The sequence below is a fragment of the Sorangium sp. So ce1036 genome, assembly GCF_051369805.1.
In the GTDB taxonomy this organism is placed as follows: domain Bacteria; phylum Myxococcota_A; class Polyangia; order Polyangiales; family Polyangiaceae; genus Sorangium; species Sorangium cellulosum_F.
Window position 1 is genome coordinate 8,276,607 of record NZ_JBBMOX010000001.1, and the last position, 20,537, is coordinate 8,297,143.

Sequence of the window (20,537 nt, forward strand, 5' to 3'; positions counted from 1 at the left end):
ATCGTGCGAGGGCGCCTCGAGAAAGACCGCGCCGTCGCCCTCGCGACCGGCAGGGTGCCGCGCGCGCCGCGTTCTGCTAGGAGGGCACCGCGATGAGCTACCCCATCGAGGTCGCGCTGCGATATCTCGGCTCCAAGAAGCGGGCGTTCATCTCGGTCGGCACCACGTTCGCGATCCTCGGGGTCGCGCTCGGGGTCGCGGCGCTCGCGACCGTGATGAGCGTGACCGGGGGCTTCCAGGCCGAGTTCCGTGACAAGGTCCTGGGCGTCAACGCCCACGTCCTCGTGATCAAATATTCCACGGATTTCCGGGAATACCGGACCATCATGGATCAGGTCGCCAAGGTGCCGGGTGTGGTCGGCGCGGCGCCCTTCAGCATCAACCCCATGATGCTGACGCACGGCGACGCGACGGCGACGGGCGTCCTCGTCAAGGGGGTTGACCCGGCCAGGAGCCTCGGTGTGGGGGCGGACGGCGCCGTCACGCCCGTGCTCGATCTGCCGCGTCACATCCTCCCGGGCGGCGATCTGAGCGGCCTGCGGCGCCCGGGCGCCCGGCCTCCCGAGCGCGCGGCGCCGCCGGCGCTGCCGCCCGTCCCGCCCGTGGAGCAGGACGCGGGCGCGCGCGGCGCGCTCGAGCCGGAGCGCGACGAGGAGGGCCGGAACCTCGATCTTTTGCGGGCGCTCGAGGCGCGGATCCAGGAGGACGAGCGCGCCGCCGCCGAGCGGGGAGCCGCGGACGAGCCCGCCGCGCAGGGGGCGGATTTCGGGGGACCGGCCGGGGCCGAGGAGGGCGCGGTCGCGGAGGGCGAGGGCGCGGTCGCGGCGGCCGAGGGCGCGCTCGACGAGGGCGCCCCGCGGGGGGCGATCGAGCCGGAGGGGGGCTACGACAGCGTGCTCCCCGAGGACGACGTGCTGCCGCCGGACGTCGATCCGGATCCCTGCGCGGACAAGGAGCAGATCGCCAGGATGCCGGGCATCGTCGTCGGCGCCGCGCTGGCGAAGAACCTGTCGCTCGAGATCGGCGAGTGCGTGACGGTCACCTCGCCGACGATCGGCTTCTCGGTCTCGAACGGCGCCATCAAGCCGCCGGTCGCCAAGCGGTTCCGGGTCATCGCGATCTTCGAGGCCGGGTTCGAGCAGTACGACACCAAGCTCGCGTACGCGGATCTCTACGAGACGCAGGCCTTCTACGATCACGGCGACACGGTGACGGGCGTCGAGATGAAGGTCGACGACATCGACAACGCCAGCAGCATCGCGCGCGACATCAGCAAGATGCTGAGCAACGGGCTCTATTACACGATGGACTGGGAGGAGCTGAACCACGGGCTCTTCACCGCGCTGCGCATCCAGCAGATCGGCATGAGCGCGGTGCTGGCGCTCATCATCGTGGTCGCCGCGTTCACGGTGATCGCGACGCTGATCATGGTGGTGCTCGACAAGAAGAAGGAGATCGCGGTCCTCAAGGCGATGGGCGCGACGGACTCGGCGATCCTGCGCATCTTCCTCTACCAGGGCGGCATCATCGGCCTGGCCGGCACCACGCTGGGGCTCCTGCTCGGCGTGGCGGTGTGCAAGGGGCTCCTGGTCTACGGCTTCCCGCTCGACCCGAAGGTCTACTTCATCTCCCGCCTCCCCGTGCAGGCGCGGCCGCAGGAGTTCCTGATCACCGGCGCCATCGCCATCCTGATCTGCCTCGCGGCCACGATCGTGCCGAGCCTGTACGCGGCCCGGCTGCGCCCCGCCGAGGGCTTCCGCTCGCAGTGATCCGGGCGCTCGCCGGGGCTCGCGCGCGAGAGCCCCGGGGGGGTGTGCCGCCGATGCCTCGGCGGAGGTGGGGCCTCGCCGGGCTGCCCGGCCCCCTCGCCGGGGGCCTTCCCTGGTTCCGCGAGATCCGCAGGCCCGAGGAGGCCTTCCGCGCGCCCAGGGACGGCCCCTGGTGACGTGGGACCGCTAGCGCCGCATCGCCGAGTAGATCTTCTGCTGCCCGTCCCTGTCGGACGCGACGAAGAGCGTGCACTCGTCGGGGGAGAGCGACGGCGTCTGCACGGCGATGCTCGGGGCCAGGTTCGGCAGGAGCATCGTCGCCGGCCCGTCGTCCGCGGGCAGCCCGTCGGGCCCGAGCCTCACGTAGAAGCTCCGCAGCACGGCGGCCTGCGCGCAGTCGCCGTGCGCGTTGTAGGGCGCCTGGAAGAAGAGCACGCGGCCGTCGGGCGTCACCCACGGGGCGAGATCGTCGCCCTGCGCCGGGCAGCCGCCCGGCAGGTTGATGCGGAGCGACCGCATCTCCCCGACCTCGCCCAGCTTGGTGACGAGCCGGATGACCTGCTGCCCCCCCTCCTGCTGCTCGTTCATGAACCAGTACCGGTACGGGCGCGCGGCGTGGGCCACCGCGACCGAGTAGCTCGCGACGCCCACGTTGAGCGCGCCGAGCGATGTCCAGTCCGTCGCCTCGAGCGTCGCCGCGGCGAACAGCCGCCGGGCGCGATCCCGCCCGGGGTGCGGGCGATCGAAGAGCAGCGCCCCCGGCGGGTCGCCGCGGACCGGCGAGCGCACGTCCACGGGGAGGAGGAGCGGACCCGACTCCGAGGCGCCGACGTCCTCGCTCGGGATGACCGCGCCCGCGCTCCAGGGCCGCCCGGTGGCCGTGCCGATCCCCGTGCCGCCCGAGCCGAAGCGGGCCACGTAGACGAGCCGCAGAGCCGCCCCGTCCTCGCCGGGCTCCGCGCGCACCCGCGGGAACGAGGGCGCGGTCCCCTCGAGCGCGATCTCCGTCAGCTCGCCGTACGACAGCGCGCCGCTGCGGCCGTTGCACGGCAGGCACGTCTTGCTTCCCGTGCAGAACTCCCCCTCCCCGCAGGCGTCACAGCCACCCTGGCCGCCGCCGCCCGACGCCGAGGACGAGGTGGTCGAGGAGGACGACGACGTCGCCGGGGCGCCGCCCGCACCGACGGCGCCGCCGAAGCCGCCCGCACCGCCGAAGCCGCCCGCACCGCCGTCGCCGCCCGCACCGTCGCCGCCCGCACCGCCGCTGCCGGAGCTCGCCGACGTCGACGGGGCGCCCGCGGGGGCCGCCGTGAACGGCTCGCCGCAGCCCGTCCCGGCCCACACGGCGGCCAGCGAGAGGGCCCTCCCAACCAAGCAAAGCGTGCGCACCCGAGCAGCCTCCTGTCGTGATGTCCGCCGCGCGGGGTCCTCCCCGCGTCCGGCTCACGAGGGCTTGTTATAATCCGTGTCTTCGAGAAGGATGACGTTCGTCTTCGAGCGGGTCTCTCCCACGCTCGTCACGTAGACCGCGGGTTTGTCCTGCACCGGGCAGACCTTCTCGCACGCGCCGCAGCCGATGCAGAGCGACGGGTCCACGTGCGGGCGCTGCACGTGCACCATCTTCATCGGCGGCTCCTTGCCGTGCTCCGCGGCCACGGGCTCGCGCTTCGGGATATCGACCTCCTCGACCCAGATCGCCTTGGGCGACGTCGGGCAGAACTCCTCGCAGACGATGCACGGCACGCTCATCGACCACGGCAGGCAGCGCCCCTGGTCGTAGAACGCGGTGCCGATCGAGATGGGCTTCTGGCCGACGCCCATCTTCTGCTCCTCGGTGATCTTCTGGATCGCGCCGGTCGGGCACACGTCGCCGCAGAGGACGCAGGAGTGCTCGCAGTAGCCGATGCGCGGGATGACGATCGGCGTCCAGATGCCCTCGATGCCCGCCTCGAAGAACGCGGGGTGGATCGCGTTGTTGGGGCAGACCTTCATGCACTCGGCGCACCGGATGCAGCGCTCCAGAAACTCGCGCTCCTCCACCGAGCCCGGCGGCCGGATGACGCGGTGGTCGTAGTTCGCGTCGAGCACGTCCGCGATGCGCGCCGTCGGGACGATCACCGCGCCGGCCGCGGCGGTCGCGAGGGCGGTGCGGCGGCCCGTGTCGGGCTTCACGATCGCGCTCGTCCGGCTCGGGAGGAACCGGAACTTGATGACGTCCTCGGGGCAGGCGTTCTCGCAGTTGAGGCACATGTGGCACTCGTCCTGCCGCCACTTCACCCCGCCCTGGGGCGAGTCGGCGCCCTGGCAGTGCACGAGGCACAGGTTGCAGTCGGTGCACTTCGCGTGATCCTTCTGCATCCCGAAGAGCGCGAAGCGCGCGAACACGCCGAGGAAGGCGCCCAGCGGGCAGAGCACGCGGCACCAGAAGCGCGGGATGAACCGGTTCATGAACAGGATCGCGACGAGCAGGATCCCGATGAACCAGGTCTGGTGGAAATAGAACTGCCTGGTCTGCCAGACGCTCGTGGCGAGGAAGTCCTGCGCGTGATCCGCGGCGAACTGCACCGGCCGGCTCCCGGTCGAGGTCGCGGCGCCGGTCACCACGCCGGCGACGTACTGCGCGGCCGGGATGACGGCGAGGCCGATCGCCCGGACCGCCACGCAGATCGGGTCGAACAGCCCGCCGATCACGCTGCCGGCCACGCTCGCCGCGAGGAAGGCGTACATCAGGTAGTACTTCACCCGCTGCCGCGCGTACGTCCTGTTCGCCTCGACGCGCTTGCCGCCCTTGCCGTAGCGCGAGGGGAAGATCCACCCGAAGAAGTGGTGGAGGGTGCCGAAGGGGCAGATCCAGCCGCAGAACACGCGCCCGAAGACGAGCGTGAGCGCGAGGATCCCGAGCGACCAGAGCAGGCCGCGGTAGACGGTGTGCGTCGAGAGCAGGGTCATCGCCCCGACGAACGGATCGGCGAGGAGGAAGGCCTCGACGGGGAGCGGGAGGCGGACGCGCTCCTCGGCCGAGGTGAACGAGCCGCGGAAGCCGGTCTGGAACAGGAAGTAGAGGAACAGCCCCAGGAAGCCGGCCTGCGCGAAGCGGCGCGCCCACACGAGCACCCGGATCGCCCTGCGCGCCGGCAGCCCGGAGCCGGGCCGCCGCTTCGGCGCGGGCCGGACGATCGCGAAGGCCCGGCGGAGCAGCGCGGCGGCGCGCGACCCCCGCGCGGCCCCCGGAGACCCCGCGGCCGCGGGGCGGTGCGCCGGCGCGGCCGGCGTCGGATCGGGAGGAGCCATACCGCTACACCTCGGCCAGCCGCAGGTCCTGCCAGCGCATCGTGCCCAGGCCGCGCTCGTCGCCCATCTTGAGGTACGGGATCTCCTCGGGCTTGCGGCCGAGGAGCTGGCAGCCGTACGCGTCGGCGGCGACCTGATCGGTCGTCGCGATCACCGTGTGCATGTCCTTCGCGTCCGCGACGTTCCCGCCCTGCGGCCCGTTGCGCATGAGCACGCGGATGGCGTCGACGATCGTGAGCGTGGGCTGGATGAACGTCGCGAGATCGGCGATCGAGACGTCGATGTTCTGGTGGAGCCGGTTGCGGCGCCCGCCCAGCGCCCCGTACCAGTTCTTCATGGCCGCGGTGTACTTGGACAGGTTGTGGTGCTTCGCGATGGGCACGTTGATGACCTTGTCCGCGTTGACGAGCGGCGTGTAGACGGGCCAGTCGTCGAGCACCTCGCCCTTCAGGCGCATGCCGCGGAAGCGGTGCTCCGCGGGGAGGACGACCTCGGCGCCGACGTCGTACGCGGCCTTCCAGATGCCGGAGCGCTGGAAGCAGCGGTTCGGCTCGTTGCACGAGGCGTCGGTCACGACGACGGTCTTGGCGCCGGCGTCGTAGGCGAGGCGCACCACCTCGGCGACGACCTTGGGGTTGGTGTTGGCGGCGTGGATGGGCGTGCGATCCCAGCCGATGTTCGGCTTCACGACCACGACGTCGCCGCGCGAGATGAAGCGGCGCATCCCGCCGAGCGCCTCCACCGCCTTGCGGACCAGGGCGGCGGGGTCCGCGGCGCCCTCGACCAGCGCGCCGGCCCCGGCGGCGCGGGCGACGACGAGCTGGGGCAGCTCGGGCGGCGCCTCGCGGATCCGGTAATCGCGCGTCTGCGGGCGCTCGGCGCCGACGCTGGCGGTGCCCCCGCGATCCCACCGGGCCGCCGCGACCCCGGCCGCGCCCCCGAGGACGAGGCCTGCCGCGCCGAGCCGACGCAGCACTTCACGTCGAGAGATATCACCCATGGCCCTCGCCTTCCCTCGCCTACGGATAGCCTCCCCGGGCGATCGCCACAAGCAGAGGCAGCCCGGGCGGCGGCGCTCACCGGCCCGGTGAGCGCCGCGGTCGCCGTGGGCGCGGCGGCGGCCGTGGGCGCCATGGCCGCGGCCGGCGGTGTGGGGCCGGTGTGCGCCACGGCCGCGGCCGGCGGCGGCCGCGGGCGCTACGGGGACGCGCTGGCCGCGGGCGTCGCGCTGGCCGCGGGCGTCGCGCTGGCCGCCGGGGCCGCGGGCCCCCCCTGGTCGGGCGCGGCGGGCGCGCTCCCCGCGGGCGGCGGCAGCTCGGGCAGCGCGCCGCTCGCGGCGGGCTCTGCCGGGGAGGCCGGCAAGGCCGGGTCGGCGGCGGGCTCTGCCGGGGAGGTCCTCAGGCGGTCGCGCTCCGCGACGCAGCTCGCGCGCTCCGCGTCGCAGGCGGCGCGCAGCTCCGCGGCCACGGCGAGCTCGGCGGCGCGCTGCTCGGCGAGCGCCCTCGCCTCGTCGCGCTCGACGACGAGCGCGGCCCGCGCCTTCTCGACCTGGGCGAGCCGCTCGCGGTCGGCCATGGCCGCCTTCTCCGCGGCCGCGGCGCTCTCCTCGCACGTCCTGAGCCGCGCCGCGTGGGTCGCGTGCAGCGACTGGATCTGGCGCGCGTGCTCCGCCTCGGTCCTCGAGCCGTTCTTCTGGAGGACGGCGAGCGTCTCGTTGAAGTCCGCGCGGTCCTGCTCGCGCCCGCGGCGGCACGCGCTCGCCTCGGACTGGGCGATCTGGTGGGACGCGACGCAGGTGTCGAGCTTGTCGAACGACTCCGCCCCCTTCTGGCGCGCGAGCTCGAGCTCGCTGGCGAGCCGCAGGGTCTCGCGCTTCGAGAAGCCGAGCAGCACGACCGCGCAGGCGACGAGCGTCATCGCGCCGGCCGCGATGCGCACGCGCAGGTACGAGGTCTTCTGCTTGATCCGCAGCCGCTCGGCCTCGCGCTCGGCCTCGCGCTCCGGCTCGAGCAGCACGTCGAGCTCCTCGGCGAGCCGGGTCATGGAGGGGCGATCGACCGCGTCGAGCGCGAGCCACCGCCGGAGCGCCTCCTGGAACATCTCGCGCGGCCGCCCCGTGAGGGCGGGCAGCGCGTTGTCGGCGAGCGGCCTGTCGGCGCGGATCTCGTGCGCCTCGGCGAGCTCGGTGCGGGTCTGCGCGGCCTCGCCCGGGAAGTCCCTCGGGTTCACGAGCGCGTAGAGGAGCGTCGCGGCGAGCCCGTACGTGTCCATCTTCTCGGAGAGCGGCACGGCGCCGGGGAAGCCGTTGAGCGCCCGGAGCTGCTCGGGCGAGGCGTAGAGCGCCGTGCCCGCGCAGAAGCTGGCCTCGCGCTCCGCGGCCACGCCGAGGTCGAGCAGGATGGGGTGGACGCGCCCGGCGAACCTGGCGAGGAAGATGTTGTCGGGCTTGACATCCTGGTGCCGGAGCCCGGCGGCGTGGAGCGCCTCGAGGCCGCGCGCGACGGGGAGGAAGATGTCGTACGCCTCCCGCATGCCGAGGGGGCTGCGCGCGATGCGCTGGGCGAGGGTCTCGCCCTCGTAGACGGGCATGGTGAGCCACACGTAGTCGGCGGTCATGCCGTGGTCCTTGAGCTGGACGACGTGCGGGTGGCCGACGGTGGCGAGCATGACCAGCTCGCGCTCGACGTTGCGCGTCGCGTACAGCGAGCGGGGCATCAGCTTGAGCGCGACCTGGTGCTCGGGGACGTCGATGCGCTGGGCGACGTAGACCTTGCCGAACATGCCCTGGCCGAGGAGCCGTCCCAGGCGGTAGAGGCCGCCGACGATGTGGCCGGGCTCGGGCAGGATGGAGGGGCCGCGGTTGCTGGTGCTCGCCGGATCGTCCGTGCTGCGCGCCGAATCCCGCACCCGGCCCGACTCGTCCATCACCGTGACGGCGAAGGCGTGGACGATGGTGGTGCGGAGGTTCGGGTCGACGAGCGGCACGGCGATTGCCAAGGGTAGCGGAAGCGTCGAGCGCGGAGAAAGAAGCCGGCGGTTCGAAGACGACGGGCGCCGGAGGTTTATTCGCGGCGGGTGGCGGTCGCGGCAGGGGGTGGAATTGCCGGGTCGCCTGTCGCACAGGGGCACCCCTCGCACAGGGACGGCCGTGGTCGCAGGGGGTCTGCAGGGGGCGCCTCGCCGAGCCGCCCGGCCCCGGGCGATGGGGATCGTGGGGCGGCCGCATTCCCTCGCGCCGAGCAGGCTCGGGCGCGCGATCGCGCCCGGTCACGCTGGCCTGCCCGATGCACGGCGCGATCCCAGGCGCGCCGCCGGGAGCAACGGTTCCACCGACGCGCCGCGAGACCGGGAATCCACGCAATGTTGGCCAGAGTCGCGCTCGTGATCGTCTCGCTGGGGCTCGCCGGGTGTGCCGCGATCCGCCGGCCGCCGCCGCCGCCCGAGCTCCCCCGCGCGCAGGCGGCGATCCGCGGGGCCGAGCGGGAGGGCGCGGGCGCGGACCGGCGCGCGGCCATGCACCTCGCGCTGGCGCGGAGCGAGCTCGCCCAGGCGAGGCGGCGGCTGGCGCTGGGCGATCGGGAAGGAGCGCGCTGGCTCCTGCGCCGGGCGGAGGTCGACGCGGAGCTCTCGACGCTCATCGTGAGGGAGGCGGGGCTGCGCGACGCCGCGCGCCGCACGCTGGATCAGGCGAGCGCGCTCGCGGGGCAGCGGGAGTAGGGCGGCCGTGCGCGCAGGGATCCCGTCCGTGGTGGCCCTCTCGCTCGCGGCGCTCGCGGGGTGCGCGTCGGCCCGATCCGGCCCGACGCCCGAGCTCCTCGCGGCGCGCGCCGCGGTCGTGCAGGCGCAGGAGAGCCCTCTCTCGCCGCTCGCGGTCGCCGAGCTGAGGCGGGCCGAGCAGGCGCTCGCGGTCGCCGAGCGCGAGGCGCGCGAGCGCCCTCGGTCGCGGTCGGCGCGCGACGCCGCCTACGTCGCGCGGCGCAGGGCGCAGTGCTCGCTGCTCTCGTCGCTCGTGCGCATGAACCTGGGAGCGCTCGCGCGCGGGAGGCAGGCGGTGGAGCAGCTCCGTGCGCGCGCCGCGGGCAGCGCGCAGGGGGCCGCGGAGCCCGCCCCTCCAGGCGACGAGGACCTCGAGCGCGCGCCCGCCGACCCGACCGCCAGGTGATCGCGCCCCTTCGCCGCGCCCGCGCCCCTGCGTCGCGCCCGCGCGCCGTCCCCTGCTCGACGCCCGTCCTCATCGCTGGGTCGGCACGAGGCGCCGAGCAGCGGCCGTTCGCGGTGGAACGCCCGGGGCGTCGGCGCAGGCTCGACGGAGCAGTTTCCCCTGGGAATGCCCCTTGTTCGGATCCAAGATGCGCGCGGCACGCTCCGCGGGAGGCGAGCGCTCCCGCAGGGGCAGCGGACGATCGAAGGGATCTCGGTCCCGCGCATCGAGGAGAGGCCATGAAGGAACGCGCGAAGGTGATTCTGGTCCCGGTCGACTTCGAGGAGGCCTCGCTGAAGGCCATCGAGCTCGCGAAGGACCTCGGCGCGAGGCTGGGGCACGAGGTCGTGCTGCTGCACATCTACCAGCTCCCGGTCTACACGTACCCCGGGCTCGAGCCGGCGCTGATGCCCGGGTTCCATGCCGAGGTGAGCGCCGCCGCGTCGCGCGCGGTCCAGCAGCTCTCGGCGCAGACCGGAGGGCTCCGGGCGCTGCTGCGCGACGGCGATCCGCCGACCGAGATCCTGGCCGCCGCCGACGAGGAGAAGGCGGCCATGATCGTGATGGGCACGCACGGCCGCCGGGGTCTCTCGCACCTCTTCCTCGGGAGCGTCGCCGAGCAGGTGATCCGGAAGAGCGACGTCCCGGTGCTCACCGTGCGCGCGGCGCGCTGATCCGGATCGATCGCCCCTCGTGGGGCGGGCCGGCGCGCTGGCCGGCCGGGGCGCGGGCGGGCTCGACCGCCCCCGATGTGGGCCCCGATGTGGGCAAGGACAACCGGCCGCTGCGGCGCACAGGATCCCCTCGCATGCCGACCCTGTCTGCGCGCGATCTCGCGCTCCCGCCGAACCTGATGAGCCTGGCGCGGCTCCCGCTCGCGGCGCTGTTCCCGTTCGTCGCCACGCGGCCGGCGCTCGCGCTCGCGGTCCTCTGCTGCGCCGGCCTCACCGACGTGCTGGACGGCTGGCTGGCGCGCCGCTCCGGTCAGGTGACCCGCACCGGCGCGATCGTGGATCCGATCGCGGACAAGGTCTTCGCGCTCACGGTGGTCGCCACGCTGCTCCAGAGCGGCAGGCTCCCGCTCTGGGGCATCCCGGCGCTGCTCGCCCGCGAGATCCTCGAGCTGCCGCTCGCGCTCTGGATCGCGCTCAGCCGCCGCTTCCGCGGCAGGCGCCTGTCGGCGGCGAGCGCGAACATCCCGGGCAAGCTCGCCACGACGGTGCAGTTCGCGGCGGTCCTGACGGCGATCGCGCTCCCCGCGGCGCTGCCCGCGATGCTCGCCGCGGCCGCGCTCGCGGGCGCGGCCGCGGGCGTTTCGTACTGGGGGCGCCAGCTCCGGCGCGCTCCCGCGGGGGCCGCGAGCCCGCCGGAGGCGGGGGCCTAGGCCGCTGCCGGCTTGCGGCGAGGCCCCGCCCGGCGGCGAGCGTGTACCGGCGCTGACCCCGACGGCGCCCCCCGCGCCTGGGCAACGCGGCATGTCGCGCAAGCTGTAAGGTTGCCCGAGCCGGGCGCGTTCTGGGCATGCCGATCGGCGCCCACGCTCCGAGGACATCATGCGACGAACGCCGCCCTCCTGGGCTCTCCTTGCCTTGCTCGCAGCCCACGCCGCCTGCGCCGGATCGCCGGGCGCCAGCTACCCCGCCTTGGCGCGCGCCGACGCCGCGGGCACGGCCACGATGCAGGCCGCGGCGCCGACGATGGCCCCGGCGGCGCCCGAGAGGAGCCCCAGGATCGTGCGCATCTCCTCCAGCGAGGCGCAGGATCTCGCCACGGGCTCCGGCGCGATGGATCTCGCCAAGGCCGCGCCGCCGGCGCCGCCGCCGGCCGCCACCGCCATGAAGCCCGCCACGCCGCCGGCCGGCGCGGGCCCGCAGCCCTCGCCGGAGGCCGCCGCCGCGGGGACCGAGGCCCCCGCGCCCCTCCTCGTCTACACGGCGCAGATCGCGATGGCCGTGTTCGAGGTGGGCGCGTCGCTCGGCAAGGTCGAGGCGCTCGCCCGGGAGCTCCGCGGCTTCCTCGCCCGCCGCGACGACCGGACGATCACCATCCGCGTCCCCGCCGCCCGGTTCGACGAGGCGCTGAAGCGCCTCGAGGGGCTCGGCGACGTCCTCCAGCGCAACGTGGTCGCGGAGGACGTCACCGAGGAGTTCCTCGACCTCGAGGTCCGCATCCGGAACGCGAGGGCCGTGCGCGATCGCATGGAAAAGCTCCTCGAGAAGGCCACGAAGATCGAGGAGTCGATCGCCCTGGAGCGCGAGCTCGGGCGCGTCGCGGGCGAGCTCGAGCGGCTCGAGGGGCGCCTCAAGTACCTGCGCGACCGGATCGCGTTCTCGACCCTCACCGTCTCCTTCCAGCCGCGCTCCACGGAGGCCATCACCCCGTCGGGCCCGCGGCTGCCGATCGACTGGCTCGATCGGCTCGGCCTCTCCCGGCTCCTCACCCTGTGATCTGGGCGCACCGATGATCCACTCCCTTCGCCACGCCGCCTTCGTCCTCCTCGCCTCGCTCACCGGCGCAGCGGCGCTGCTCGGCTGCGGCCGGCCCTTCACGCCCGCGACGCCGCCGGGCTTCGTCGACCTCGGCGACCGCTACGGCGAGAACGAGTACCGCGCGACCACCGCCGAGGGGCTGGTGCTCGCGATCCGCGCCTTCGAGAACGATCCGGAGGGCGATCTCGCCTTCTGGTCGCGCGTGGTCGAGAAGCGGCTGCGGGAGGGCGGCGGCTACGCGCTGCTCGGCAAGAGCGACGTGAAGAGCCGGAACGGGCTGCCGGGCGTCCAACTGCGCTTCGGGCACGACGAGGGGAAGGAAGCCCACCTCTATTACCTGACCGTCTTCGTCGACGACGATCACGTCTTCCTCCACGAGGCCGGCGGCAAGAAGGACCTGGTCGAGCGTCACCAGCAGCAGATCGACTGGTCTATCCGCAATTTCCTGCCGGACTGACGCGCGCACCGGCGCGCGCCCTCGAGGCGCGGCAGCATCGCCATCGGCGGCCGCCGCGTTGCCGTCGGCCGCCGCCGCGTTGCCGTCGGCCGCCGCCGCGTTGCCGTCGGTCGCCACCGCGTTGCCGTCGGCCGCCGCCGCGTCGCCTCTCGGCCGCCGCGCTTGCTCACGGAAGCCCTGTTTGCTACCTGGCGGACGTGCGAACCCGCCTCATGCTCTGCGACGCGCGGTGGCGCCGGTCGATCCGAGCTCTGCTCCTCACCGTGGCCGCCTCGCTCGGCAGCGGCGGTGCCCTGGCGCACGGCGGCGGCGAGAGGCCGCTCGCCACGGTGCCGACCCCCCCCGCCGGCGACGGCGCGAAGGCGGCGCAGATCCTCCGCGAGGTGGAAGCGCGCGTCGCGCCGCCGCCCGGCGCCGGCCAGCAACCCGGAGGCGAGGCGCCGCGCGCCGAGCCGGCCGGAACGACGACGACCGCAGCAGAGACGCCCTCCTCCAGGGCGGTCGCAAAGGAGACTCCTGCGGCGAAGACGCCCGCAGCGACGACGACTGCAACGACGGCGGCCGCTGCGGAGTCCACCGCGGCGAAGGCGTCCGCAACGACGGCGGCCGCGGCGAAGGCGCCCGCGAGCAACGCGGCGAAGGTCGTGGCCGAGCCCGTGGCGCAGGCGAAGCGAGCGCTCCAGCGCGCGCACGGCGCGCGCGTCGCGGGCGACGCGGCGAACGCGCGGAGGCTCGACGCCCTGGCCCTCGAGTGGGCGGAGACGGCCCGGACCCTGTTGCGCGCCGCCGAGGCGGAGGCCGCAGCGGTCGACGCGGCGGAGCGGGCGTACAAGATCGAGACGAAGATGGATCGGGCGCGCGCGCTGCTGGCGGAGACGCAGGTGCGGCGGGGCCGCGCCGCGGCGGAGCTCGAGCGGGTCGAGGCCGAGGCGCGCGCGGCGGCCCAGGCCGCGGCCGACGCGGAAGCGCAGCGGATCGAGGCGGGCAAGAGGCCGGCCGTGGGCGGCGCGAAGCGTGCGGCGCCGGGGGCGCAACGCGCGCCCCGCGCCGCGCAGGGCGAAGGACAAAAGGGGAGCGGGCAGGCCGCCGGACCGGCGGCTCCCGCGAGCAAGGGGGGCACGCCGTGAGCGCGCGCAGGCTCGGAGGGATCGGGGGCGCGCGTCGGCTCGGAGGGCTCGCCGGGGGCGCGCGTCGGCTCGGAGGGCTCGCCGCCGTGGGCGCGCTCCTCGGCGCGTGCGCGCCGATCCCGCGGCCCGCCGTGCTCGACGAGCTCGACCACGTCCGCGCCGGAGCAGCGGCAGCCGAGTCAAGGCGCCATGCGCCCGGCGCGTTTGCCCGGGCAGAGAAGCTGCGCCGCGAGGCGCTCGCCGCGTTCGACCAAGGCGATGGCGCCGGGGCGCAGATCCTCGGCGAGCACGCCATCGCCGCGCACGCGCACGCCCACGCGCTCTCGCGGGTGGCCCGGGCCGAGGCCGCCGAGGCCGAGGCGAAGGCGCAGGGCGCGGACAGAGAGGCGTCGCTCTCGGCCCTCGAGGCCGAGCAGACGCGCGTCGCGGCCGAGATCGAGGCGCTCGACATGCGGACCAAGGTCGCACGCGATGCGCAGCCCGTGGTCCCCTCCGGCAAGGCCGACCCGGCGCGCGAGCGGGCGCGCCTCGCCGCAGCGCGCTCGCTCGCGCTCCAGGCCCGCCTCCTGTGCGGCGCAGCCCGCCTCCTGATCGCGCCGGAGCAGCCCGACACCACCGCCCCTGCCGAGTCCGCCGCCGCCGCCGTCCAGGCGCAATCCGGCACCGCCGCCGCCCAGCCCGGCACCGCCGCCGCCGTGGCCCAGCCCGGCACCGCCGCCGCCCAGGCGCAGCCGGACACAGCGCCGCGGGACGCCGCGCTCGTGACGCAGCTCGAGGAGGCGACCGCCGCGATCAAGAAGCTCGACGCGAGCCTCGCGGAGGCGGGCGGCCCCGCCCGCGCGGCGCCGACCCCCATCGACCAGGCCTCCCGCGCACGGGCAGGCTGCCTCGCCGTGCTGACCGCCGCGCGCCGCGCGGCCACGCCGGTGAGCCGCGCGCCCGGCGTGGGCGACGCGCTCCTCGCGGACCTCTCGGCCGCGGGCACCTGGTCGCCCGTCCGCGACGACCGCGGCATCGTGGTCACCCTGCGCGGGCTGTTCGCCGGGGGCACGCTCACCCGGGCCGGCGAGGCCCGCCTCCGCGATCTCGCGCGGGTCTCGGCGGCGCACCCCGCCTTCCCCGTCGCCGTCGTCGTGCACTCGGACCGGGAGCTCGGCGAGCGAGAAGCGCCCGCGTGGGCGGCGCGCGCCGACGCCGTCGTCCGTGCCCTCAGGCCGGCGCAGGGCGCGACCGCGGGCGCCGCTCCCCAGGGCCCGCCCATCGCGCCGTTCCTCGCGGGGGCCGCCGCCCCGGTCGTCGACCCCACCGGCGGCGAGCGCGCCCGCAACGCCCGGGTGGAAGTCGTGTTCGTCACACCGGAAACCCTTTGAGGAGCCATGGTACTGCTCGATGGAACTCCGCTCCTCCTGGAGAGTCGTTCTCGATGATGCGCTCCTCCACGTCCGCTGAACGGGCCAGCAGGCCCCTCGTGCTCGGCTGGGCCCTGGCCGCGGCCCTCGTGACCGGGTGTCAGGACGACGGCAAGACCTCGCAGAAGCACGCCGCGGAGCTCTGCGCCAAGCTCGCCCCCGTCGTCGCGGAGGACGTCCGTCAGGTGCGGACCGGCCTCCCTGCGGGCTCGCAAAAGCTCGCGGAGCTCACGGACGTCGATCCCGGGGCGAACCTGCTCGCCCTCCAGAGGGCGATCGCCGGCGCGCGCGCGTCGGTGAAGGATCTCCAGGTCGCGAAGGGCACCTTCTTCTCGTTCGCCGATCCGAGCGGCACCGTGCTCCGCAGCGAGGCCGATCCGGACATGCTCGCCAACCGGTCGGTCCTGGCCGCGTTCCCGGAGCTCCGGAAGGTGCTGGCGCCGGGCAGCGGGGTCGTCGAGGCCTTCGGCGAGATGCAGGAGATGCGCGGCGTCAGGAACGGGCCGGATCTCCAGTGGGTCGCCGTGCACCCGGTCCAGGGGAGCGGGAGCGAGCTCAAGGGTCTCTTCGTCACGGGCTGGTCGTTCCGCGCCTATGCCTACCGCCTGCAGGAGGCGGCCAAGCACGAGATCGCCGAGCTCGCGAAGCGGGACGGGCTGAAGTCGATCCCCTTGCTCTACGTCTTCGCCTGGAAGGGCGCGAAGGCGTACGGCGGACCGGTGACGCCCGACGTCAACACCGAGGCCCTCGAGAAGCTGGACCTCTCGGCGAAGACCGCCTCGGGTCCCTGGAGCGGCACGGTGGAGATCACGGGCCGCACCTTCGGCGCCGCGGCGCAGCGCACGCCGGAGCTCGCGCCCGACGCGGGCGTCGCCGCGCTCGTGTCCACGCTCTGACCGCCGGCCGCGCCCGGCCCCACGCTCCTCCCGACCACGGGCCGCACGCCCCGGCGCCACACAGGCTCGATCCTCCCGACCACGGGCCGCACGCCCCGGCGGCCGCACAGGCTCGATTCCGGGCCGCCGCGGGGGCAGGGCAATGTCCCCATCGAGCGCGACCGTGCTAGTCTGTCGCGACTGGCTCGCGCTCTCGCGCTGCCGAGCTCCCCCCATGCCGGCTTCCATCGATCAGCTTCTCAAGGTCTGCCGCGAGGTCATCGCGCCGCTCATCCGCGCCGACGGCGGTGAGCTCTACATCGTGGCCGTCGAGCCCGATCACCTGACGCTCCACCTCGCCGGCTCCTGCTCGGGCTGCCCGGGAGCCATGCTCACCGCGCGCGCCGTGATCGAGCCGGCCGTGCTCGCGGTCGCCCCGTCGGCCCGGGTGGTGGTGACGAACGGCATGCGCGTCCCCGACGGCGCCTCCCCGATCTGAGTGGCTCGGGGGGTGGAGGGGCCCGTGGGGGCTCCCCTCCGGGGCCTGCGTTCCGGCGAGCCCCTGTCGTGGCTCGCCTCCACTCCAGCCCCTCCGGGGAGCCCCCACGGGCCCCTCCACCCTCCGGCGGGGGCGCCGCGGATTACTTCTTCTTGGCGGGCTTCTCGGAGGGAGGGGGCGCGGGCGGCTCGTCCTTGCGGACGGCGGAGGCGACGACCGGGTCGATCGCGTTGGCGTCGACCGGCTTGTTGGGACGGAGCGAGTCGAGGCTGCTCAGCGTCACCAGGTCCTCGTAGGCGAACGCGATGGCGGTCTCGCCCCGCTCGATCGCGCGAAAATGCGTGGCCGCGTCCTTCCAGTCGACCTCGGTGACGTAGCGGCCCTTGTCCGGATCGGGCGGGATCACGCGGCCGGGGACCCCGAAGATCTTCGCGAGCTGGACCACGGCGGACTGGTAATCCTTCCCGCGGGGACTGCCCTCCCCAAGCGTGTGCTCGTCGATGATCTTCCAGAGCCTGTCCTGGATGAAGAAGAAGTGCCGCTTCATGCCCGCGCGGCTCAGCGTCATCATCGATTCCTTGTTGAGGTACGTGTACTCCCCCTTGAGCGGCGTCGCGTCGACGCCGGTCGGCAGCTTGCCGAAATCGATGCGGCTGCGGCGGAACGCGCTCTTCTCCTCGGCGAGCTCGGCGTCGAGCGCCCTCATCCTCACGCCGGGCGACGTCGCCTTGTAACGCGGCACGTAGGCCGCATCGAGCATCTTGTCGATGACGGCCGCGACCTGCTTGGTGCTCATCCCCCACGCGATTCCCTTCGGGCTCAGCGCGATGGTCTTCTTCGTCGCCGGCGACTCGGCTGGCCGGGCCGTAGCGGCGCTCTTCCCCTTCGGCTGGGCCGCCGCCCCGGTCGTGCTCGTGATCGCCGCAAGGCCCAGGCCCACGGCCAACGCTGCTCCCAGGAGCCTCTTCGCTTTCATCGTTCTTCCTCCGGCCGGCGCAGGCCCCATGCCCTGCGCTGCATGCGATGCAAAAAGTCAGGATGCCCCGCCCGGTAAGCCTGGGAACGCTAGCACCGGCGTAACGACGGGAGAATAGGTCCCAGGGCCGACCCGGTGGCCCGCGGCCGTTGGACGATCGCCCGGCCGGATCGATGGAGCGATGGATCCCTCCGCGTCCATCCGGGGTCCGGCCGTCCTGACAAGGACGGGCCGACGTGCTACGAGCACCGGCCCCAAGGATGATCCCCCGTGCCGGTGCTGTTTTCCCGCGCCTCGCGCTCGCCCTGCTGGCCGCCGTCGGCCCGGCCGCCGGCTGCGCCGCGGCGCAGGATCGGTCCGCGACGCACGCCGATCCGCTGGCCGGCCTCCTCCCCTGGGAGGGGCACGACCGCGACGTCTTCGACGACAACATCGATCCCGCCGCCGTGGGCTTCTCCCTGGACGGCCCCTCCCCCCGCTCCGACCGGTTCCTCCGGGAGCGGGCACAGACCGCGGACGTGGTCGCGCGGGTCCGCGTCAACACGGTGACGGTCGAGTCGATCGGCGAGCAGAGCACCTATCACCTCGGGATCCAGGTCGGCTACCCTCCCCTGGCCACACCCCGGGTGCCGGATCGGGCGTTCGAGCTCCACATCCGTCCATCGAGCCGCGCGTACGGCGTCGCCAAGGCGGTCGACGCTCGGCTCCGCGGGTTCACCTTCATCGCCTTCATCCGACGCTTCGCCGGCGAGGCCGGCGAGCCGGAGATCCACTGGCACCTTTCACCCGATACAGCCGAGGTCGCGGCGGCCGTCCACGAAGCCGTCGCCCTCGGGGAGCTGTCCGCGCCGTGAGCAATGTGAGCATCAAGACAGTCAAGGAGGTCGACGCCCTCCGCGTGGCCTCCCAGATGGCGGCGGAGACGCTCCTCGGGGTCGGCGACATGATCCGCGCCGGCATCACCACCGAGGACATCAACACCTTCGTCCACGAGGACACGCTCCGCCGCGGCGGCTACCCCGCGCCGCTCAACTATCACGGGTTCCCGAAGAGCGTCTGCACCTCGATCAACGAGGTGGTCTGCCACGGGATCCCGTGCGATCGCGCGCTCGAGCCGGGCGACATCATCAACGTGGACGTCACCACGATCTACAACGGCTTCTACGGCGACACCTCCGCGACGTTCTACATCGGCAAGCCGTCGCCTGAGGCGAAGCACGTGACCGAGGTGTCGCGGCGCTGCCTCGCGCTCGGCATCGCCCAGGTCCGGGACGGGGCGCGCCTCGGCGACATCGGGGCGGCCATCCAGGAGTTCGCGGAGGGCGAGGGCTGCTCCGTGGTGCGGGCGTTCGTGGGCCACGGCATCGGGCGGCGCTTCCACGAGGCGCCGCAGGTCTCGCACGTCGGCAAGTATGGCAGCGGCCTCCGGCTCCGCGCCGGGATGTGCTTCACGATCGAGCCGATGATCAACCTCGGCACCTACGAGGTCGAGGTGATGGAGGACAAGTGGACCGCGCTGACGGCCGATCGATCGCTGTCGGCGCAGTTCGAGCACACCATCGTCGTCACCAAGAGCGGCTGCGAGATCCTGACCCGCCGCAACCGGCCGCTCGCGAACAGCGAGATCTTCCCCGATCCGTTCGTCGTCTCCGCCGCGCGGGCGCTCTGACGATGCGGCCCCGCGGCCCTCTCCGCCACATCGCACAGCGCCGCGCTCCGCGCGCCGGCTGCCCCGGCCAGGGGGGGCCGAGGCACCGCGCGAAGCGGCGATGGGAAACCGAGTTTTGTCGCCCGATCGACGGGAGAATAAGGGTAGAAGCAGGGGCATGGCCTTGGACGAAGCGTCTCGTGCCAGAATCGCGCCGTATGTGTCGAGCCTGACGGCCGACGTCTTTTCGCTGTCGGGTCTGCCCGAGGAGGTCATCGCGGTCCTGTTCGCGTACTACTCGCGCAGCCGCGACGATCTGCGGACCAACCTCGCCCGCCTGCTCGGCGACGCGGAGATCGACGTGGCGCCCGAGGGGGGCGACGCGCCGCGGCGCGGGCTCGCGTTCGCGTCGGAGAAGGCGCGGAGCTTCCATGAGAAATGGGTCGTCGGCTACGGCCACGCCTCGGTCGCGGAGCACGCCGTGGTGCACCTCGCGATCGAGAACGTCAGCATCGTCGCCTCCAAGGTGATCGAGGACCTGCGGCTCGGCTCGTTCACCGAGAAGAGCACGCGCTACGTCGTCTTCGATCAGCACGCGTTCGTCGACCTGCCGGAGCTCGACGCCGAGCACGGCGCCCGGTACCGGGCCGCCTGCGAGCGGCTCTTCGCGGCCTACCTCGACCTGGTCCCGAAGGTCACCGAGCGGCTGAGGGAGCGCGCGCCGAAGCCCGAGACGATGTCGGACGGCGCCTACAAGGCGGCGCTGCGCGCGCAGGCGTGCGATCTGCTGCGCGGCCTCCTGCCGGCGGGGGCGCGGACGAACATCGGCCTGACCGCGAACGCGCGGGCGATGGAGGTCCTGCTCACGAAGATGCTGTCGCACCCTCTGGAAGAGGTGCGCAGGGTCGCCCGCGAGATGCACGCGGCGGCGCGCTTCGTGACGCCGACGCTGGTCAAGTACGCCGCGCCGAACGAGCTCCGGAGGGAGCTCTCGGCGACGGTCGCCGCGGCCATGCAGCGGATCTACACGCCGCCGGAGGAGGGCGTGAGCGCGACGATGGTGATAAGCCAGCCCGTCCGGCTGGTGCGCCACGACAAGGACGCGCTGGAGCGCATCGCGCTGGCGCTCGCGTACGACGGCAGCGATCCGGGCGTGCACGCCTACAACCTGGGCGACGCGCTCCGCCGCGCGACGCTGCCGGAGCTCATCGCCATCGCGCGGGCGGCGTGCGAGAAGCGCGGCCCGCACGACGCGCCGCCGCGCGCCTTCGAGGCGTCCACCATGACCTTCGAGCTCATGCTCGACTACGGCGCGTACCGCGACCTGCAGCGCCACCGGATGCTGACGCCCGCGACGCAGCGGCTCACCTGCCGGCTCGGCTTCGAGACGCCGCAGGCCCTGTCCGAGCTCGGCCACGCCGAGGCCTACCAGGACGCGATGCTCGCCGCGCGCGACGCGTGGCACGCGATCGAGGGGCGCTACCCGCTGGAGGCGCAGTACGCCGTGCCGCTCGGCTTCCGCGTGAGGACGCTCTGGACGCTGAACCTGCGCGAGCTCTTCCACGTCATCGAGCTCCGCTCGGCGAAGCAGGGGCACACGAGCTACCGGCGCATCGCCCAGGGGCTGTACCGCACGGCGATCACCGTGCACCCCTGGCTCAAGGACCTGATCCGCGTCGACCTGAACGACTACGCGCTCGCGCGGAGCTGAGGCGGGGAGGCGCGCGGCAGCGCGGCGCACGCGGCAGCGCGGCGCACCTGGCAGCGCGGCGCCCCCGGCAGCGCGGCGTCAGCGC

19 protein-coding genes are annotated in these 20,537 nt (G+C 74.0%); 14 read left to right on the plus strand and 5 right to left on the minus strand.

Annotation, left to right across the window (positions count from 1 at the left end; translation table 11 throughout):
• Nucleotides 1-92: 92 nt before the first annotated feature.
• Entirely contained in the window at nucleotides 93-1,769 is a 1,677-nt protein-coding gene (locus tag WMF31_RS31115; RefSeq protein ID WP_436605415.1) for an ABC transporter permease, read from the plus strand.
• A 186-nt stretch (nucleotides 1,770-1,955) separates the two neighbouring features.
• On the opposite strand, the gene WMF31_RS31120 is transcribed toward WMF31_RS31115, so the two are convergent.
• The 4 genes from WMF31_RS31120 to WMF31_RS31135 form a co-directional block, all read right to left on the minus strand.
• A complete protein-coding gene (locus WMF31_RS31120) occupies nucleotides 1,956-3,158 on the minus strand; it encodes a hypothetical protein (RefSeq protein WP_436605416.1) in 1,203 nt (400 codons plus the stop codon).
• 54 nt (nucleotides 3,159-3,212) lie between these two features.
• Complete coding sequence (locus WMF31_RS31125; RefSeq protein ID WP_436605417.1) at nucleotides 3,213-5,060, minus strand: 4Fe-4S binding protein; 1,848 nt, start codon at nucleotides 5,058-5,060, stop codon at nucleotides 3,213-3,215.
• Nucleotides 5,061-5,064: 4 nt separating this feature from the next.
• Nucleotides 5,065-6,060, minus strand: a complete 996-nt coding sequence (locus tag WMF31_RS31130) for a DUF362 domain-containing protein (RefSeq protein ID WP_436605418.1) — start codon at nucleotides 6,058-6,060, stop codon at nucleotides 5,065-5,067.
• A 197-nt stretch (nucleotides 6,061-6,257) separates the two neighbouring features.
• Nucleotides 6,258-8,057 (minus strand): serine/threonine-protein kinase, encoded by a 1,800-nt coding sequence (locus WMF31_RS31135; RefSeq protein ID WP_436605419.1) that lies wholly within the window; start codon nucleotides 8,055-8,057, stop codon nucleotides 6,258-6,260.
• Nucleotides 8,058-8,420: 363 nt separating this feature from the next.
• Here WMF31_RS31135 and WMF31_RS31140 point away from each other — a divergent pair, with 363 nt between their 5' ends.
• The 10 genes from WMF31_RS31140 to WMF31_RS31185 all read left to right on the plus strand — a co-directional run bounded on the left by WMF31_RS31140 (nucleotide 8,421) and on the right by WMF31_RS31185 (nucleotide 16,117).
• Nucleotides 8,421-8,777, plus strand: coding sequence for a DUF4398 domain-containing protein (locus WMF31_RS31140; protein WP_436605420.1), 357 nt, complete (start codon nucleotides 8,421-8,423; stop codon nucleotides 8,775-8,777).
• A 7-nt stretch (nucleotides 8,778-8,784) separates the two neighbouring features.
• The gene (locus WMF31_RS31145) at nucleotides 8,785-9,222 is read left to right on the plus strand and encodes a DUF4398 domain-containing protein (protein WP_436605421.1); all 438 of its coding nucleotides are present in this window, start codon (nucleotides 8,785-8,787) and stop codon (nucleotides 9,220-9,222) included.
• A 278-nt stretch (nucleotides 9,223-9,500) separates the two neighbouring features.
• On the plus strand, nucleotides 9,501-9,935 hold the full coding sequence (locus tag WMF31_RS31150; protein WP_436605422.1) for a universal stress protein: 435 nt from the start codon (nucleotides 9,501-9,503) through the stop codon (nucleotides 9,933-9,935).
• 134 nt (nucleotides 9,936-10,069) lie between these two features.
• Nucleotides 10,070-10,645 carry a CDP-alcohol phosphatidyltransferase family protein gene (locus WMF31_RS31155; RefSeq protein ID WP_436605423.1) on the plus strand — a complete coding sequence of 192 codons (576 nt, stop codon included), beginning with the start codon at nucleotides 10,070-10,072 and terminating at the stop codon, nucleotides 10,643-10,645.
• Nucleotides 10,646-10,994: 349 nt separating this feature from the next.
• A complete protein-coding gene (locus WMF31_RS31160; RefSeq protein WP_436605424.1) occupies nucleotides 10,995-11,708 on the plus strand; it encodes a DUF4349 domain-containing protein in 714 nt (237 codons plus the stop codon).
• Nucleotides 11,709-11,721: 13 nt separating this feature from the next.
• On the plus strand, nucleotides 11,722-12,207 hold the full coding sequence (locus tag WMF31_RS31165; protein WP_436605425.1) for a serine/threonine protein kinase: 486 nt from the start codon (nucleotides 11,722-11,724) through the stop codon (nucleotides 12,205-12,207).
• Between the two features lie 197 nt (nucleotides 12,208-12,404).
• On the plus strand, nucleotides 12,405-13,334 hold the full coding sequence (locus WMF31_RS31170; RefSeq protein ID WP_436605426.1) for a hypothetical protein: 930 nt from the start codon (nucleotides 12,405-12,407) through the stop codon (nucleotides 13,332-13,334).
• Complete coding sequence (locus WMF31_RS31175) at nucleotides 13,331-14,704, plus strand: hypothetical protein (RefSeq protein WP_436605427.1); 1,374 nt, start codon at nucleotides 13,331-13,333, stop codon at nucleotides 14,702-14,704. Before WMF31_RS31170 ends, WMF31_RS31175 begins: the two co-directional genes overlap by 4 nt.
• A gap of 53 nt (nucleotides 14,705-14,757) precedes the next feature.
• On the plus strand, nucleotides 14,758-15,639 hold the full coding sequence (locus WMF31_RS31180) for a hypothetical protein (RefSeq protein WP_436605428.1): 882 nt from the start codon (nucleotides 14,758-14,760) through the stop codon (nucleotides 15,637-15,639).
• 214 nt (nucleotides 15,640-15,853) lie between these two features.
• On the plus strand, nucleotides 15,854-16,117 hold the full coding sequence (locus WMF31_RS31185) for a NifU family protein (RefSeq protein WP_436605429.1): 264 nt from the start codon (nucleotides 15,854-15,856) through the stop codon (nucleotides 16,115-16,117).
• A 142-nt stretch (nucleotides 16,118-16,259) separates the two neighbouring features.
• Here WMF31_RS31185 and WMF31_RS31190 read toward each other — a convergent pair whose 3' ends face one another.
• A complete protein-coding gene (locus WMF31_RS31190; RefSeq protein WP_436605430.1) occupies nucleotides 16,260-17,093 on the minus strand; it encodes a hypothetical protein in 834 nt (277 codons plus the stop codon).
• Between the two features lie 260 nt (nucleotides 17,094-17,353).
• Between WMF31_RS31190 and WMF31_RS31195 the strand changes: the two genes are divergently transcribed.
• The 3 genes from WMF31_RS31195 (at nucleotide 17,354) to WMF31_RS31205 (ending at nucleotide 20,452) form a co-directional block, all read left to right on the plus strand.
• A complete protein-coding gene (locus WMF31_RS31195) occupies nucleotides 17,354-17,947 on the plus strand; it encodes a cobalamin ABC transporter substrate-binding protein (protein WP_436605431.1) in 594 nt (197 codons plus the stop codon).
• On the plus strand, nucleotides 17,944-18,762 hold the full coding sequence (map, locus tag WMF31_RS31200; protein ID WP_436605432.1) for a type I methionyl aminopeptidase: 819 nt from the start codon (nucleotides 17,944-17,946) through the stop codon (nucleotides 18,760-18,762). The genes WMF31_RS31195 and map overlap by 4 nt, the downstream gene beginning before the upstream one ends.
• Before the next feature lie 199 nt (nucleotides 18,763-18,961).
• Nucleotides 18,962-20,452, plus strand: coding sequence for an FAD-dependent thymidylate synthase (locus tag WMF31_RS31205; RefSeq protein ID WP_436605433.1), 1,491 nt, complete (start codon nucleotides 18,962-18,964; stop codon nucleotides 20,450-20,452).
• The last annotated feature ends 85 nt before the right edge of the window (nucleotides 20,453-20,537 follow it).

What these genes read in the sequence shown, in the direction of transcription:
- WMF31_RS31115 (WP_436605415.1), top strand. Translation starts at nt 93, where the DNA reads ATGAGCTACCCCATCGAGGTCGCGCTGCGATATCTCGGCTCCAAGAAG.
- WMF31_RS31125 (WP_436605417.1), bottom strand. Translation starts at nt 5,060, where the DNA reads ATGGCTCCTCCCGATCCGACGCCGGCCGCGCCGGCGCACCGCCCCGCG.
- WMF31_RS31130 (WP_436605418.1), bottom strand. Translation starts at nt 6,060, where the DNA reads ATGGGTGATATCTCTCGACGTGAAGTGCTGCGTCGGCTCGGCGCGGCA.
- WMF31_RS31140 (WP_436605420.1), top strand. Translation starts at nt 8,421, where the DNA reads ATGTTGGCCAGAGTCGCGCTCGTGATCGTCTCGCTGGGGCTCGCCGGG.
- WMF31_RS31150 (WP_436605422.1), top strand. Translation starts at nt 9,501, where the DNA reads ATGAAGGAACGCGCGAAGGTGATTCTGGTCCCGGTCGACTTCGAGGAG.
- WMF31_RS31155 (WP_436605423.1), top strand. Translation starts at nt 10,070, where the DNA reads ATGCCGACCCTGTCTGCGCGCGATCTCGCGCTCCCGCCGAACCTGATG.
- WMF31_RS31165 (WP_436605425.1), top strand. Translation starts at nt 11,722, where the DNA reads ATGATCCACTCCCTTCGCCACGCCGCCTTCGTCCTCCTCGCCTCGCTC.
- WMF31_RS31180 (WP_436605428.1), top strand. Translation starts at nt 14,758, where the DNA reads ATGATGCGCTCCTCCACGTCCGCTGAACGGGCCAGCAGGCCCCTCGTG.
- WMF31_RS31185 (WP_436605429.1), top strand. Translation starts at nt 15,854, where the DNA reads ATGCCGGCTTCCATCGATCAGCTTCTCAAGGTCTGCCGCGAGGTCATC.
- WMF31_RS31190 (WP_436605430.1), bottom strand. Translation starts at nt 17,093, where the DNA reads ATGAAAGCGAAGAGGCTCCTGGGAGCAGCGTTGGCCGTGGGCCTGGGC.
- WMF31_RS31195 (WP_436605431.1), top strand. Translation starts at nt 17,354, where the DNA reads ATGATCCCCCGTGCCGGTGCTGTTTTCCCGCGCCTCGCGCTCGCCCTG.